This window comes from Sphingobacterium sp. UME9 (genome assembly GCF_014170215.1).
GTDB classification, from domain to species: domain Bacteria; phylum Bacteroidota; class Bacteroidia; order Sphingobacteriales; family Sphingobacteriaceae; genus Sphingobacterium; species Sphingobacterium paramultivorum.
In genome coordinates, this window is record NZ_LZZP01000013.1 from 1,317,519 (window position 1) to 1,333,028 (window position 15,510).

The following is a 15,510-nucleotide window of genomic DNA, read 5'->3' on the forward strand; positions in this document are numbered from 1 at the left end:
GAACGCTTAATTTTTGGGAGAAGGTTGGCAGGTTTTGCGCGTTCTTTTTGGGGCGGTGTTGTTTACGAATCCCCAGTTGGTCATGTAGAATGACAAGGGATTAATTTCTAATAGTTTTTTCATTTTTTCTTTTTTTACCATATAATAATTTATTGATTCGCTAATAAGTGATCAATAATCGAGCCAAACTATAGGGCTTGTCATGTTCGAAAAGAAATATAGCAAATAAGGTCAATAAAAAATAGTTGAAAGTGTGTTTTTTAGGACTAGGTCAACATAAAACGCAGCCCATTTGAGAGGGGCTGCGTCGAATCGAAGTATTTATTTTTTATCAATTTTATATAATTTACCGATATCTGTGATTGCGTAAAGCGCACCATCTTTTCCTTGCGTGATATCTCTAAATCGTTGCCCTTCACTACCTAGTAGACGTTCTTCTCCAACCACTTTGTTGTCCTTCAGTATAATTCTGGCAATGTGCATACTGCTTAGACCGCAAATAAAAAGATTATTCTTCCATTCTGGAATATTCTGTCCGGTATAGAATGTAATTCCACTAGGCGAGAGAACAGGATCCCAATAATAGACGGGTTGTTCCAGACCGTCTTTTTGTTGTATGCCCGCACCAACCTTATCTCCTTTATATTCTATACCATACGTAATCGTAGGCCATCCATAATTCTTGCCAGCTTCAATTCTGTTCAACTCGTCGCCGCCCCGTGGACCAAATTCGGTTTCCCAAAGATCGCCAGTTTCAGGATGTAAGGCAAGTCCCTGTGGATTACGATGTCCATAACTGTAAATTTCTGGACGTGCATTTGCCTTGCCTATAAATGGATTCCCAGGGGCAGGCTGTCCATCAGTGGTGATACGTAGGATCTTGCCCAATGCTGCATTCAGATCTTGTGCCAATGGTCGTGTGGCCAAATCAGATCTTTCACCCGTACTCAAAATAATGTTGCCTTCTTTATCAAAGATAATTCGTCCACCATAATGCAGATTCCCTTTATGAGCAGGAGTAGCCTGATAGATAACTTTAGCGCCTTCTATTGATTTCTCATCGGCTGAGAGCTTTCCTTTTGCAACGGCCGTCAAAGTTCCAGCAGCGGTATTATCAGAGAAAACCCAATATATCATACGGTTTGACTCGAATTTTGGATCAAGACGTAATCCCAAAAGCCCACCTTGTCCACTGCTATTGACTTGAGGTAAACCTTTAATTGGTTCACTTAATTTGCCGTCTGCCGTTGCAATGCGAAAATCACCTTCTTTTTCTGAGATTAATAATCGACCATCAGGTAGCGGAGTGATACCCCAAGGAGATTTTAATCCCTCGGCAATTACTTTACCTTCGAATGGCGTGCTCGTCTTTGCACCTTTAATTCTGGTTTGTCCAGCAAATGCTGGTTTATAATTTGTGTTTGCCTTTTGTGTTTCTACGGGAGGATAACTTGTTGTATCAGTTGCAGAATTTGCACTGCTATCCGAACTTGAATTTGAATTCGCATGGTTGGAATTACATGCTGTTAATCCTAAAGATACTGTTAAGAGGCTTATTGTCAGTTTGGTTTTCATTATCTGTGACTTGTTTTTGGTCTGATTATCTGCTTGAAGATATTAAAAATTAATGAAATATTATTTTTCAGAATGTAATAATATAAATATATAACTCATACTAATAAGAAAGGGGAATGCTAGTCCGCTAATTTGTTTTTAAGTATTATAGGAGTTATTTTCCCGCCAGACAGTTTCTTACGATTCGGTGGAGCTCAATATCGTTGTTTATATAATAATCACTTATATCTAGAATTGTGTTTGTATTTAAATTGTAAATACATACGGGAACGTAGTTGGGTTGTGCAGAGGTCTCGAAAGTCTTAAAATAATCTGCACTTTCCTGTATGTTTGAAAACTCTTTGGATTCGCAGTGCTGTGTATCCTGATTATAAGCAATGGTTATAAAGTTCTTTTTCATTTTACTCGCCTTTTATCAGAATAACGAAAATTTGGAAGTAAAAGTTTTAAAAATTATTGCCTTTTATTTCTTAAACACTGATATGGCTTGCGGCTATCGGCTGTCCAAAAAATATTTTTGCTTTACTTTCAAAGTCTCTCGGATCATCTGTTGTATAAAAGGCCAGTTGGCCATTTTGAGAACAAAGTGTTTCAATTTCCTGGTGTCTACCTAGATATTCTTTTAAGCTATTGGCAACAATAGGTCCCTGGGAGATGATCTTTATATTACTTGGTGTATATTTTTTGATTACGGGCAGCAATAGCGGATAGTGGGTACAGGCAAGCACGATGGTGTCGATCTGATCGGATTGCTGTAAAAGTTCCCGTAAATCTTTTTCTACAAAGTAATGAGCGCCCTCGGTATTGATTTCGTTGTTTTCTACCAAAGGGACCCAAAAAGGGCAGTCGTGCTGAAAAACCTCAATTTCTGGATTGAATTTGTGTATTTCTATTTTATAGGATTCAGATTTTACCGTTCCTGTAGTGGCTAAAATACCGATCTTGTTAGTTTTCGTAAAATTGTGTACGATTTCGGTCGTGGGTCTAATGACGCCAAGGACTTTCTTTCCAGGCGGAAGATCATGTTGTTGAATAGTCCTTAATGCTTTTGCAGAAGCCGTATTACATGCCAGAATAACGAGATTACAGCCCAGGTCAAATAATTTAAAAACACATTGTTTGGTGTAATTATAAACGGTCTCAAAGGATCTTGTACCGTATGGAACACGGGCGTTATCGCCTAAATAGATATAATCGTATTGAGGTAAAAGTTGTTGAATTTCTTTAAATACGGAGAGTCCTCCATAACCAGAATCAAAAATACCAATAGGACCGGGTGTTGTTAAATTATCCATAACACAATGTTATAAGTTCTTTCACTTATAACATTGTGTTACAAGTTTCAGATTTATTGAAGCAAAGATGGTTTCTCTTTGTATATTTTCCAAATTAATTCGCCAAATAATGTATTTGTCCAAGCAAACCAATGTCTTGTGAACTTTTTAGGATCGTTTTTATGAAAAGACTCATGCATAAATCCGGTTCCACCATGTGTATTGACCAGGGTTTTAATACAATTACGAATCTCATCATCATTTGTTGAGGTCTGCGCCCGCATAATAATGGACATCGGCCAGATCATATCTCTTCCTATGTGAGGTCCACCAATGCCTTCTGCTGCTGTTCCCTTAAAAAAGAATGGATTTTTATCAGACAAAACAAAGTTACGCGTACGTTGATAAACTTCGTTATTTAGATCTACAGCTCCTAAATAAGGTAGAGCTAACAAACTAGGAATATTCGCGTCATCCATCATAAGATGGCTCGAAAAACCGTCTACTTCAAATGCGTAAATCCGGCCCAGCGTCGGGTGGTCGATGATACCATATTTATTGACTGCTGTTTCGACCTCGTTCGCAAGTGCTTCCATTTTTGCAGCGAGTTCATGTTCATTTTTAACCTTTTTCAAAATTTCGGCAGACTGCCTCAGACTAACAATCGCAAATAAATTGGATGGAATAAGAAATGAGAAAATTGTAGAATCGTCCGAAGGTCGAAAACTAGAGCAGATCAAACCAACTGGATTTACAGGATATCCATAGCCATCTACCTGTAATGTATCGGAGCCCCTGGAGGTTGTTCGTTCAAATTTATATGGGCCTAGGCTATCTTTACGTTGTTGCTCAACGAAAGTCTGATATATTTTATGTTGAGCTTCCAACCATTCATCATTAAATGGGCTACTGTCACTCGTTTCCTTCCAATAATGATAAGCTAATCGAATTGGATAACACAATGAATCGATTTCCCATTTTCGTTCATGAATTCCAGGTTTCATGTTTGTGTGGTCACTGAACCATTCGCCTTTCTTTGTTGGATCGTTATAAAATGCATTGGCATAAGGATCAATATTGATGCATTTGCTCTGTTTTTGAATTAAGCCAACAATAAGATCCTGCAGTTTTTTGTCTTTTTTCATAAACGGCAGGTATGGCCATACCTGCGCACTACTGTCGCGTAACCACATCGCATCGATATCTCCTGTAATCACATACGTGTAATTCCTTCCGTTTTGGACATAGGGAAATACGGTAGTATCTAAGGTATTAGGAAAGCAGTTGTTAAATAACCAAGCCAGTTCCTTATTTTTAACATTTTTCTGAAATTCTACAATTGCATCTTCGATTACCTTGCTCGAGAAAAGTCTTTTCTCTTTAGCTGTCCGAACAGTGGGAAAAGAATGTTCCTGAGCAAATGAAAATTTGCTTGTAAGTGCACCTGCGGTTAACAGGGTTGCGTTTTGGATAAATGTTCTGCGTTTCATGCTTATTAGGGCTATTTTTTATGATTTAAGGTTATTTACTGAAATGCAAGATATAAATATTTTTGAATAAAAGGAACAGCAAATACGATTTAGCATGATAAAATTGACTGAACATATGAATAAAGTCAATTTTATTCGGTTAATTTGCGTTTAGGAATGCATTTTGCTAGAAAAAATAATCTTTGAAATAATTTTATGAGGCTTAATATAACAAAAAATAATAATTTACTCCGAATTGTGCTGGCAGGTATGGGAGTAGGTATTTCCTTCGGAGGTTTTGCCCAGATTAAGAGTCAGCCTTATTCATATCATTTTTATCAAAAAATGAACGATGCGGTTTATTCTACTGAAACGAGGATGCATACTTCTGCTAAACCATTCGTCATTAAAGACTCTTTATTGTTAGCCAAGTTTGATTCAATACAATCCAATAAACCCGTTTCCTCGTCCAATTGGTTTATGCGCAAAATTTTTAATGAACATCTTGTGCAGGTTGAGAAAGACGATTACACATTTTATGCTGATTTTCTACCGGATCTTTATATTGGAAAGGACATGCAGGGCGACAAGCGCCGTACATGGATGAACGGTAGAGGATTTCAGGTGGGATTGAATGTAGGAAATAAATTTACATTCAATACTTCCGCATTTGAAAGTCAGGCGGTCTTTCCGAAATACCTAGATGATTATATTGTTGCGCATAAAGTTATTCCGGGTCAAGGAAACACCAAATTTCAGTCCAAGAATAAAATGGACTGGATGTATGCGACAGCTAGTATGACTTATGATGCCCATAAGTATATCCAGGCAACTTTGGCTTACGACAAAAACTTTATCGGGGATGGCTATCGATCGATGCTTTTATCGGACTTTTCCTCAAATTATGCACATCTGAAATTGACCGGGACCATAGGGAATGTTCAATATACTTCGATATGGGCCTATATGAATGATCCGACGCATCCTAGACAGGATTTGACGGGTACAACTCCGATGGAAGGGCAGAATAATACACGTTTAGGAGACGGAAAAAAATGGGGGGCATTCCAATATTTGGATTGGAATGTGACGAATAAATTATCGATAGGCTTTTTTCAATCTGTCGTTTGGGCTGCTCAAGATGAAGCTGGTAAAAGAGGTTTTGATTTTAGTTATATTAGTCCAATTATCTTTATCCGGCCTGTTGAAAGTAATAATCGTACTTCACCCGATAAAATGTTTTTAGGATTGACCTCCAAATATAAATTACCTTATAGATTGACTGCGTATGGACAGTTTTTGTTGGGTGAATTTACAGCAAAAGAATTCTTCGCAGGTAACGGCTATGCGCACAACAAATGGGGCGCACAACTTGGCGTAAGGGGATATGATGTATTTGGCGTTAAGAATTTAAACTTTTTAGCTGAATATAATACCGCCAGACCTTATACTTACGCGCACTTTAAATCGTATTCAAACTATAGCAACAATGCCGAACCATTGGCTCATCCGAAAGGGGCAAACTTTAGAGAGCTCGTTGGGATTGTGAACTATGCTTGGGATAGATGGGACTTTTCGTTACAGGGTATGTTCAGCCAAAATGGATTGGATCTCCCTGATGGTAGTAATATGGGGGGGGACATCTTTCAGTCCTACAATACAATACCGAATATGTACGGAAATCATATAGCGCAAGGAATAAAGAACAATATCTATTATGCGGATGCGAAAGCAGCTTATGTGCTCAACCCGAAGTATAACCTTCGCTTAGAACTCGGTTATACCCAACGTTACGCAAAAGCACAATACGAAACACCTGTAGTCAATAAGTCCGGTGTTGTGTCATTTGGACTTCGCTCAAGTTTCCGAGCAATTTATAACGATTTATAGAGATTTTTATAAACTGATCTATAGCTGAAATAAGACAAACTATATTGATTTGGCCATAAACGCTGTAAAAACCAATATAGTTTGTTTTTAAAACGAGGGCTCACGACAAATTGACAAGATAGGGAAGACAGCTTTGATACAGCCAGCATAAAATATCCGATGGTTGACGATCCCTATTTATGATTTGTCATGACTTTAAAACGGTCGATTTAAACTGAATAATTGCATGAGTTAGGTCATTTATCCAATGGGCATGCACAAAAATAATTATATTCCGATGAAAAAAATCCTCATACTGAATGGCCCAAATTTGAATTTGTTGGGTGTAAGAGAGAAATCGATTTATGGTAGCCAGGATTTCCTTAGCTACTTTGAAGAGCTTAAACAACAGTTTGAAATGGTACAATTGCACTATTTTCAAAGCAATTCAGAAGGAGGGTTAATCGATAAGATCCACGAAGTTGGTTTTGAATTTGATGGAATTGTGTTGAATGCTGGAGCGTATACGCATACATCTGTTGCTATTGGAGATGCAATTGCGGCAGTTACAACACCCGTTATTGAAGTTCACATAAGCAATGTCCATCAAAGAGAGGAATTTCGCCATCATTCGTTTCTGGCAAAGAATTGTAAAGGGGTGATCTGTGGTTTTGGACTGGATAGCTACAGATTGGGTGTCGAGGCGTTTATTAAATAATATCTTCTTTTGCAAGGAAGAGAAAAAATAGCTATAAAATAAAAAAGCGGGAATTCCCGCTTTTTTATTTTATAACTAACAGACTTACTTGTTCTAACCAATAAGACTTCTGATTTCGACTTCGTCTGCTTTGATCTGAGCTTTCATTTCTTCAAGCGAGTCAAACCGTTCATCATGTCGGATAAAATGAAGGAACTTCACACGTAGTGTCTTGCCGTAAATATCCTGATCGAAATCGAATAGGCTGATTTCAATCGCACGATTCATTCCATCAACAGTGGGTCTGGTCCCTATATAGCCCATACCTTTCGCAATTGAAACCGGATTTTCCTCTTTATACTCGCCCGTAGTGATGTTTTGGATATGATTATAGATGTATACCTCAACAGCATAAATACCATAGGCTGGTATTAGTTTATGGGGTTCGTGAACCTGCAGGTTTGCTGTCGGAAATCCGATTGTACGCCCAATTTGGTCGCCTCTAATAACAGTTCCCGTTAATTCGAAAGGATAACCTAAATAAAGATTAGCCGTTCTTATATCGCCCTTTATAAGCGCTTCACGTACTCGTGTGGAGGATACTGCAATATCATTGATATCCTGCTCTGGAATTTCGTCAACGCTGTAGTCAAATATAGATGCAAACTGCTCTAAATCGCCCATAGTACCCTTTCGATCTTTTCCAAAATGGTGATCATAACCTATCACAATCTTCTTTGTACCCAATTTGCCTACAAGAACATTACTAATATATTCTTCCGGAGTCTGATTTGAAAAATCACGGGAAAAAGGAATGATAATTAAGTGGTCAATTCCCACTTTGCTTAATTGACTGACCTTTTCTTCGATATCGTTGATTAGGCGTAAACTATCATCATCTGGATTGATAATCAATCGTGGATGTGGAAAAAAAGTAAGCAAAATTGTCTCACCATTAATTTTATGAGCTGCTTCCTTTAAGTGAGCCAATATTTTTTGATGGCCAATATGAACACCATCGAAAGTACCGATGGTTACAACTGCATTTTCAACTGGTGAGAAATCATCTAAACTTCTGTAGATTTTCATTTATAGGAGTTTTTGCAAAAATAAGATAAAGAATCAATAAAATGGGATGGTAAAGTTATTTAATGATTTCTTTATGACGTTTTATTTCAGCGATAAGTTGTTCAAGATTCCAGGCATTTTCTACCCTATAATCGCCACTTTTGGTGCGTCTCAAAGAACTCAGATGTGATCCACTCTGTAAGAATTTTCCAAAATCGTAGGCCAATGATCTGATGTAGGTTCCTTTTGAACAGGATATACGAAAATACACGTTGGGGAGCTCGATCTTTTCAATAAGAAAGCTATTGATGCGCACCTGGCGGGATTTTATTTCCACCTCTTCGCCACGACGGGCCTTTTCATAGACGCGTTCACCATTAATTTTTATGGCTGAATGGGCTGGAGGAAATTGCTGAATTTCACCCTCAAAGGATTTTGCTGCTTCGAGGATCATTTCCTCTGTGATATGATCGATTGAAAAGGTTTGGTCAATTTCTGTTTCCAGATCATAAGATGGCGTTGTCGCTCCTAAGGTGATCGAACCCGTATATTCTTTGTCTTCGGCTTGGTAGCTGTCTATTTTCTTTGTGAGTTTGCCGGTGCACACAATGAGTAGACCGGTCGCAAGTGGATCTAAAGTTCCTGCATGACCGACTTTTAATTTTAACGGTTTGATTGAGTTTCTAACTTTACCAACAACGTCAAAACTTGTCCATGTTAAAGGTTTATCGATCAACAACATTTCTCCTTCAGCAAAATTGAACTTTGCTGAGTTTTCACTAACCTCTATATTTTCCATCCAAAGATTTTAGATAATTTGTAAACTATGACCCGAAAGTAGGAGGGTAAGAATGATAACACCCACGATGATTCGGTACCAACCAAAAGCTTTAAAACCATATTTGGTTAAAAAGCCAATAAAAGACTTAATAGCAACGATTGCAACAACGAAACCAATTAGATTTCCTATAATAAGTAAATTGAGTTCTTCTCCCGTGAAGGTGTTTCCCTCTTTAAAAAATTTCAAAAGTTTTACCGCAGAAGCGCCAAACATCATTGGTAACGCAAGGAAAAAGGAAAATTCGGCTGCTGCTTTACGTGTTAGCTTTTCGGCCATACCTCCAATGATCGTACTTGCGGATCTTGATGTACCCGGGATCAATGCAAGACATTGATATACACCGATCATAAAAGCTTGTTTGTAAGAAACATTGTCCGAATCTTCTACTGTTGGTTTGTTAAACCATTTGTCGACGAAAAGTAAAACTACGCCACCGACCACCAACATAACTGCGACCATTAAGGGACTCTCTAATAATGCATCAATATAATCGTTGAATAGCAAGCCCAATATAGAGGCTGGAATAGCTGCAATGACCAATTTGTAGTAAAATGATAGCGTTTTGAAAAAACGTTTGTAGTATAGTACCAGAACGGATAATATCGTTCCTAACTGGATGACAATCGTAAATAATTTAACAAATGCCGATGGTTGAATACCCATTAAGGCAGTAGCAATAATCATATGGCCTGTCGAAGACACAGGCAAAAACTCCGTTAATCCTTCGATGATAGCAAGGATGATAGCTTCAATAATAGACATCTGTTTGAAATAAGATTATACTTTAGTTGGATTTGTTTTTGGGGCGGTATAGAATTGCAGCGAACCCTAGCGCAAACCCGAGAACAACAACAATAGGGGCCAAGGTAATCTTGGTAAAACTATAGATATCAGTTTCACCAGACATCAATGTAAAGCCAATGATTACAACAATTAAGCTAGCTATAAACAGTTGGTAGTTTACTTTGGAGAATACAAATGAACCTTTGTTGACTGATTCAGTAGATTTCTTTATTTGAGCCATTTTTTTATCTGTATAAATCGTTAGATTGTGCCTTTAAATATTTTGTTACTGCGAAATAGGTGCTAAGTCCCGAAATGAGAATTCCAATCAAGATTACGCCTAAAAAGATCACCGCAAATTCGAACCAGTTGCGTAAAAAGACCAGCTCTGGTATTTGCTGCTGTGCAAATTTTAGCGTTAAAATGAGGAGTAAAATCGCGATCAAAGATCCCAGTAAACCATGAATGATACCATACGTTATAAATGGTTTACGAATAAAGTTTTTAGTAGCCCCAATCAATTGCATACTTTTGATTAAGAAACGTTGTGAATAGATCGCAAGACGTATCGTATTGTTGATTAAAGCTACGGCGATAATCAATAGGATAACCGCAAAAGCCAGAACAATCATTCCAATGATGCGTACGTTTTTGTTGATCATGTCAATTAATGACTCTTGGTATACAACTTCTTTAATTTTATTGTTTTTGGAGATCTTTTCAATAAAAGTTTTAATGCTATCTGTATTGGCATAATTCTCTTTCATGTAAACATCCAAAGAAGGCAATAGCGGGTTATGCCCCAGATATTGTACGAAATCTTCACCAAGATCTTCTTTCAAGTTTTTTGCAGCCAATTCCTTACTAATATATTCGGTGCGAAGCACGTAGGGATCTTTTTCAAGGTCTTTTTGTAGAGAAAGGACATCACCTTCGCTTGTACCATCATTTACGATGACATTTAAGACGATATTTTCCTTAACGTATTTCGAAAGATTTTTAGCGTGCACCAAGAGTAATCCCAACATACCTGTTACCAGCAACACGAGAGCGATACTGATAACCGTAGATACGTATACAGATTTTGTTTTTCTTTTTTGTGTGCTTAATTCGTATTCTGACATAATAAGCAAAAATTTATTTGCGAAAGTAACTATTTGAGTGGAAGATTTCGAATTAATCTTATAATTACTTTGATAAAAATCAATTCGAAGGCTGTTTTCTTCCTATGTTTAATTAACTTTTCAATACTATAATTTATTGTTCAAACTACAAAACTTTTATCACATTTCAGTATTAAAATCGTAATTTCGCAAGTCATAAAAATTCCTTACGAATAAAAATGGAGTATAATCACAAATCATTAGAGAAAAAGTGGCAGAAGTTTTGGGCGGATCATCAAACGTATAAAACGTCCGATACGCATCAAAAGCCAAAATACTATGTATTGGATATGTTTCCTTATCCTTCCGGAGCGGGTCTGCACGTTGGTCACCCGCTGGGATATATTGCTTCGGACATCTTTTCAAGATATAAACGTTTGAAAGGTTTCAATGTATTGCATCCGATGGGATATGATTCTTTTGGGCTTCCTGCAGAGCAATATGCCATTCAAACTGGTCAGCATCCTGCAGTGACGACTGAGGTAAATATCAATCGGTATCGTGAGCAAATGGATAACATTGGGTTCTCTTATGATTGGAGTAGAGAAGTACGTACTTCTGATCCGTCGTATTACAAATGGACACAGTGGATTTTTATGAGATTGTTTGATTCTTGGTATAATAAGGAATCAGATAAAGCTGAACCGATCGAAACATTAATCGCGAGGTTTGTTGTAAGTGGTTCAACTGGCATTTCAGCAGTTTCAGATGAAGATGTCTTGGAATTCAGCGCTGACGAGTGGAAATCTTTTGATGAAGAAAAACAACAACGGGAATTGTTGAAATATCGGATTGCTTATTTGCGTGAAAGTACAGTAAACTGGTGTGCTGCTTTAGGTACAGTATTAGCGAATGACGAGGTAATCAACGGTGTCTCTGAACGCGGTGGTTATCCTGTAGAGCAAAAGAAGATGATGCAGTGGTCTATGCGTATTACTGCTTATGCGGATCGTTTATTGAAAGGTTTGGATACAATTGATTGGCCAGAACCTTTGGTTGAAATGCAGCGTAACTGGATCGGAAAATCGGTGGGTGCTTCCGTGAAATTTCCAGTACCACAATTCGATACAGCAATTGAAGTGTTTACGACACGTGTAGATACTATATATGGTGTTTCATTTGTCGTTTTGGCTCCAGAACATGAATTGGTTACAGCATTGACCACCCCTGAGCAGCAAGCTGAAGTAGATGCCTATATCGAGAAAACTTCGAAAAAGTCTGAATTAGATCGCATGGCCGATACAAAAACAGTCTCAGGTGCTTTTACAGGTTCTTACGCTAAACATCCAATTTCTGGACAAGATGTACAGATTTGGATCGCAGATTATGTACTTGCTGGTTATGGAACAGGGGCTGTTATGGCGGTTCCTAGTGGCGATCAACGTGACTATGTATTCGCTAAACATTTCGCTCTTCCTATTATTCCTATTTCGGATACCCAAAATATTGAAGAAGAAGCTGATCCAAATAAAGAAGGAAAATACATCAATTCCGATTTTATCAACGGTATGACTTACCAAGAAGCGGTTCCTGCTTTGATTGCTAAATTGGAAGAATTGAAATTAGGTAAAGCGAAAATAAACTTCCGTATGCGTGATGCTATTTTTGGGCGTCAGCGTTATTGGGGTGAGCCAGTTCCTGTCTACTTTAAAAATGGGTTACCTTATTTAATTAAAGAAGAAGAATTACCGCTCTTATTGCCCGAAGTTGATAAATATTTACCAACGGAATCAGGTGAACCTCCTTTAGGAAGGGCCAAAGATTGGAAATATGAAGATCAATATGAGTATGAACTGAGCACGATGCCGGGATGGGCAGGCTCTTCATGGTATTGGTTTAGATATATGGATCCAAAAAATGAAGGCAATTTTGCATCTAAAGAGGCTGTAGATTATTGGAAAGCAGTAGATTTATATATCGGTGGTTCTGAGCATGCTACAGGGCACTTATTATATTCGCGTTTTTGGAACAAATTCTTAAAAGATTTGGGTTACCAAAATGAAGAAGAACCATTCCGCAAATTGATTAATCAAGGCATGATTCAAGGGCGCTCTAATTTTGTGTATCGTGTACTTGATGACGAAGGGAGAGGTACAAATCAATTTGTGTCTTATGGATTAAAAAATGAATACAAAACTATTCCTTTACATGTAGACGTGAATATTGTTCATAATGATCTATTGGATTTGGAAAAATTCAAAAACTTCAGACCGGATTTTGCAAATGCTGAATTTGTATTGGAAAATGGTAAGTATATCTGCGGTAGTGAGGTGGAGAAAATGTCTAAATCCAAATTCAATGTAGTCAATCCTGACGATATTATCGAATCTTATGGAGCAGATACATTGCGTCTATACGAAATGTTTTTGGGGCCTTTGGAGCAGGCTAAGCCTTGGAATACAAATGGTATTGAAGGGGTTTATAAGTTCTTACGTAAATTATGGCGACTGTTCCACGATGCTGAGGGTAATTTCAGTGTTTCCGATGAAGATCCATCCAAAGCAGAGTTTAAAGCCTTACATAAAATTATCAAAAAGGTAGAAGATGATATTGAGCGTTTTTCATTCAATACTTCAGTTTCAGCCTTCATGATCTGCGTCAATGAGTTGACGGACTTGAAATGCAATAAACGAAAAATATTGGAGCAATTAGTTGCCACTCTTCAACCGTATGCGCCACATATTACGGAAGAGTTGTGGGCGCTATTGGGTAAAGAAGCTGGTACACTTTCTTACGCTTCATATCCTGTGTTTAAACCAGAATATTTAGTTGAATCTGAATTTGCTTATCCGGTATCTTTCAATGGTAAGATGAAATTCAATCTATCATTAGCGCTTGATTTAGATCAAAAAGCTGTAGAAGATACGATTAGAGCACATGCTGATGTACAACGGCATTTAGATGGGAAGGCGATCAAAAAGATTATTTTTGTCAAAGGAAAAATAATCAATATTGTGATTTAACCCACTCCATACAGTATAAAAAGCCGTTTTATCGACAGGATAAAACGGCTTTTTTATGCCAATACATCTTGAAAAGCTATTGTTTTATCGAAGATAGCTTTCGCATAGGGACAGTTTGGGATAATTTTGGCGTCATTTTTTCGGGCATAGTCAACAGCCTCCAGTACCAATTTTTTTCCCACACTCATTCCCTGATACTCGTCGTAGACTTCTGTATGATCAATGGAAAACTCATGATCGCTTTGCCAGGTATACTCTAAAATTCCGGCTTCATTATTTTCAACTTCTGCAATAAAATTGCCTCTTTCGTCCCTTTCGATGTTTCTTATTTCCATAGTTTTTTATAAAAATAACGTCCAAATGATCTTTTTGTTTTATGGAATTTTTCAATTTTGTGATCGGAATACATCTTGTTTAAAAGGTTGAAAGATCGGTAAGCTTCAGTTGACTGACTGTTATCAGCCCCATTGCACGCGACTAGGTTTAGACAATAACTTATGAACTGGACATGGGTGTTTAAAATCAAAGAAACGAATCGGTTCCAGGTTAAAATCACTTGGTGCAGGATCGTTCAACATCCCTTTTTTTAAAGAATTTTTTGTACCTTTGCAATTATCTCCTTAGAACACATCGCATTTTTATCTTTTCAACGAAGCTCTAAAGGTCCGTAACCTCCTCGGGAACATTTATTTTAATCCATATTGAATGAGCAAAAGCCAAATTACATTTAACAAAAAAGAACGAGAAAAAAAGAAACTACTCAAAAAACAACAAAAAATTGAGAAAAAAGAATTCAACAAAACAAACAACGACAAGGGGAAATCTTTGGAAGAACTGTTTGCTTATGTTGATGAACATGGGAATATTTCAGACAGACCTGCGATAAAATTGAAAGAAGGGGAGAGTCCAAGCATGGCCTCAAATCATCATGACGAGTATTCCTTCGGAAAAGTTGTCCATTACAATAACGACTCCAACTATGGGTTTATTAGAGACAACGAAACTCAGCAATCTATTTATTTCAATGACCGTCTTGCTGGACAGAAATTGAACCTGAATCAGAAAGTGAAGTTTAAATTTAAAAGTGCTAAACAAGGTGCTCAAGTCACTGAAGTCTTGATCGAGTATTAGCTAAAAAAGTACTCTTAATCGAGTATTGATGATTATAAGGCCTTTTGTTTGATGTCAGGGTATTTGGAGTCAAACAAAGGTTTTTTACATTTATCCGAATGCCTGCTTTCCCGCTAATGGTATTCTTTAAAAGAGAGGCTTCCTGCAGTTTTAGCTTTTAAATCGCTTTCATTAATCGCTCTCTTGATAGCGAAAAGAGTTTTTCCCTACCGGCATAATTTCACGATTACCTTTACAGAAAAAGTTCGATTTTTAGAATTCCCCTTTGTTTTGAATATGTCGCTGATCCAATTTTTATGTGATCTGTATGCTTTTTACGTGATTTGTATACTTTTTATATGGTCCTACTGGGGGTACCTTTGTAGTCCTGTGATATTTTGCCTTAAATACTGTTGATTCTAAGTTGTCTTCTAAGAATTTATAGGGTAAATTTCTGGTTATTGTTCCTGTCCTGTATAAGTTGATGATTTTTTTTGATATAGAAGGATTGATGGAAACAGAAATAAAATAACCCTCCAGCAAAGTAAGCTGCGACGTCAGCAATATCTCCGGTATTATAAGTGGTATATTGAGGCATAATCCATTCAAAAAGTAAGGAGGTAAAGAATGAAATTATCCATATTTGGTAAAGCGGATAACCATGGGCTCTGCCATTGTTGAATACATAACTACCCACG

At 37.4% G+C, this 15,510-nt stretch carries 14 protein-coding genes; 4 read left to right on the forward strand and 10 right to left on the reverse strand.

The annotated features are described in order from the left end of the window. Window positions 1-321: 321 nt before the first annotated feature. From A9970_RS24655 to A9970_RS24670, 4 genes are all read right to left on the reverse strand, one after another. On the reverse strand, window positions 322-1,575 hold the full coding sequence (locus tag A9970_RS24655) for a PQQ-dependent sugar dehydrogenase (protein ID WP_182984065.1): 1,254 nt from the start codon (window positions 1,573-1,575) through the stop codon (window positions 322-324). 154 nt (window positions 1,576-1,729) lie between these two features. Then, on the reverse strand, window positions 1,730-1,975 hold the full coding sequence (locus A9970_RS24660) for a hypothetical protein (RefSeq protein WP_075993320.1): 246 nt from the start codon (window positions 1,973-1,975) through the stop codon (window positions 1,730-1,732). Window positions 1,976-2,045: 70 nt separating this feature from the next. Beyond that, on the reverse strand, window positions 2,046-2,870 hold the full coding sequence (gene murI / locus A9970_RS24665) for a glutamate racemase (RefSeq protein WP_153846395.1): 825 nt from the start codon (window positions 2,868-2,870) through the stop codon (window positions 2,046-2,048). A gap of 53 nt (window positions 2,871-2,923) precedes the next feature. Then, window positions 2,924-4,339 carry a glycoside hydrolase family 125 protein gene (locus A9970_RS24670; protein WP_182984066.1) on the reverse strand — a complete coding sequence of 472 codons (1,416 nt, stop codon included), beginning with the start codon at window positions 4,337-4,339 and terminating at the stop codon, window positions 2,924-2,926. A 195-nt stretch (window positions 4,340-4,534) separates the two neighbouring features. Here A9970_RS24670 and A9970_RS24675 point away from each other — a divergent pair, with 195 nt between their 5' ends. Continuing rightward, entirely contained in the window at window positions 4,535-6,208 is a 1,674-nt protein-coding gene (locus A9970_RS24675; RefSeq protein WP_259655472.1) for a gliding motility protein RemB, read from the forward strand. Between the two features lie 277 nt (window positions 6,209-6,485). After that, on the forward strand, window positions 6,486-6,905 hold the full coding sequence (aroQ, locus tag A9970_RS24680) for a type II 3-dehydroquinate dehydratase (RefSeq protein ID WP_182984067.1): 420 nt from the start codon (window positions 6,486-6,488) through the stop codon (window positions 6,903-6,905). A gap of 93 nt (window positions 6,906-6,998) precedes the next feature. On the opposite strand, the gene A9970_RS24685 is transcribed toward aroQ, so the two are convergent. Genes A9970_RS24685 through A9970_RS24705 form a run of 5 tightly spaced genes read right to left on the reverse strand, consistent with a single transcriptional unit; the run spans window position 6,999 to window position 10,700 of the window. Further along, window positions 6,999-7,973 carry a bifunctional riboflavin kinase/FAD synthetase gene (locus A9970_RS24685; protein WP_075993316.1) on the reverse strand — a complete coding sequence of 325 codons (975 nt, stop codon included), beginning with the start codon at window positions 7,971-7,973 and terminating at the stop codon, window positions 6,999-7,001. Window positions 7,974-8,028: 55 nt separating this feature from the next. Then, window positions 8,029-8,751: a tRNA pseudouridine(55) synthase TruB gene (truB, locus tag A9970_RS24690; RefSeq protein ID WP_182984068.1), complete on the reverse strand. Its 723-nt coding sequence runs from the start codon at window positions 8,749-8,751 to the stop codon at window positions 8,029-8,031. A 9-nt stretch (window positions 8,752-8,760) separates the two neighbouring features. Then, a complete protein-coding gene (locus tag A9970_RS24695; protein ID WP_153846391.1) occupies window positions 8,761-9,555 on the reverse strand; it encodes an undecaprenyl-diphosphate phosphatase in 795 nt (264 codons plus the stop codon). A 22-nt stretch (window positions 9,556-9,577) separates the two neighbouring features. Next, entirely contained in the window at window positions 9,578-9,817 is a 240-nt protein-coding gene (locus tag A9970_RS24700) for a DUF3098 domain-containing protein (protein ID WP_153846390.1), read from the reverse strand. A 4-nt stretch (window positions 9,818-9,821) separates the two neighbouring features. Further along, window positions 9,822-10,700, reverse strand: a complete 879-nt coding sequence (locus tag A9970_RS24705; protein WP_159731000.1) for an ABC transporter permease — start codon at window positions 10,698-10,700, stop codon at window positions 9,822-9,824. A 218-nt stretch (window positions 10,701-10,918) separates the two neighbouring features. On the opposite strand from A9970_RS24705, the gene leuS reads away from it, so the two are divergent. Next, on the forward strand, window positions 10,919-13,702 hold the full coding sequence (leuS, locus tag A9970_RS24710) for a leucine--tRNA ligase (protein WP_182984069.1): 2,784 nt from the start codon (window positions 10,919-10,921) through the stop codon (window positions 13,700-13,702). Window positions 13,703-13,755: 53 nt separating this feature from the next. On the opposite strand, the gene A9970_RS24715 is transcribed toward leuS, so the two are convergent. Further along, a complete protein-coding gene (locus tag A9970_RS24715; RefSeq protein WP_153846387.1) occupies window positions 13,756-14,037 on the reverse strand; it encodes a GNAT family N-acetyltransferase in 282 nt (93 codons plus the stop codon). A 370-nt stretch (window positions 14,038-14,407) separates the two neighbouring features. Here A9970_RS24715 and A9970_RS24720 point away from each other — a divergent pair, with 370 nt between their 5' ends. After that, window positions 14,408-14,833 carry a cold-shock protein gene (locus A9970_RS24720; RefSeq protein ID WP_075993311.1) on the forward strand — a complete coding sequence of 142 codons (426 nt, stop codon included), beginning with the start codon at window positions 14,408-14,410 and terminating at the stop codon, window positions 14,831-14,833. Window positions 14,834-15,510: the final 677 nt, after the last annotated feature.

Coding starts and splice junctions, on each gene's coding strand:
- A9970_RS24655 (WP_182984065.1), bottom strand. CDS start 1,575: ATGAAAACCAAACTGACAATAAGCCTCTTAACAGTATCTTTAGGATTA.
- A9970_RS24660 (WP_075993320.1), bottom strand. CDS start 1,975: ATGAAAAAGAACTTTATAACCATTGCTTATAATCAGGATACACAGCAC.
- murI (WP_153846395.1), bottom strand. CDS start 2,870: ATGGATAATTTAACAACACCCGGTCCTATTGGTATTTTTGATTCTGGT.
- A9970_RS24670 (WP_182984066.1), bottom strand. CDS start 4,339: ATGAAACGCAGAACATTTATCCAAAACGCAACCCTGTTAACCGCAGGT.
- A9970_RS24675 (WP_259655472.1), top strand. CDS start 4,535: ATGAGGCTTAATATAACAAAAAATAATAATTTACTCCGAATTGTGCTG.
- aroQ (WP_182984067.1), top strand. CDS start 6,486: ATGAAAAAAATCCTCATACTGAATGGCCCAAATTTGAATTTGTTGGGT.
- A9970_RS24685 (WP_075993316.1), bottom strand. CDS start 7,973: ATGAAAATCTACAGAAGTTTAGATGATTTCTCACCAGTTGAAAATGCA.
- truB (WP_182984068.1), bottom strand. CDS start 8,751: ATGGAAAATATAGAGGTTAGTGAAAACTCAGCAAAGTTCAATTTTGCT.
- A9970_RS24695 (WP_153846391.1), bottom strand. CDS start 9,555: ATGTCTATTATTGAAGCTATCATCCTTGCTATCATCGAAGGATTAACG.
- A9970_RS24700 (WP_153846390.1), bottom strand. CDS start 9,817: ATGGCTCAAATAAAGAAATCTACTGAATCAGTCAACAAAGGTTCATTT.
- A9970_RS24705 (WP_159731000.1), bottom strand. CDS start 10,700: ATGTCAGAATACGAATTAAGCACACAAAAAAGAAAAACAAAATCTGTA.
- leuS (WP_182984069.1), top strand. CDS start 10,919: ATGGAGTATAATCACAAATCATTAGAGAAAAAGTGGCAGAAGTTTTGG.
- A9970_RS24715 (WP_153846387.1), bottom strand. CDS start 14,037: ATGGAAATAAGAAACATCGAAAGGGACGAAAGAGGCAATTTTATTGCA.
- A9970_RS24720 (WP_075993311.1), top strand. CDS start 14,408: ATGAGCAAAAGCCAAATTACATTTAACAAAAAAGAACGAGAAAAAAAG.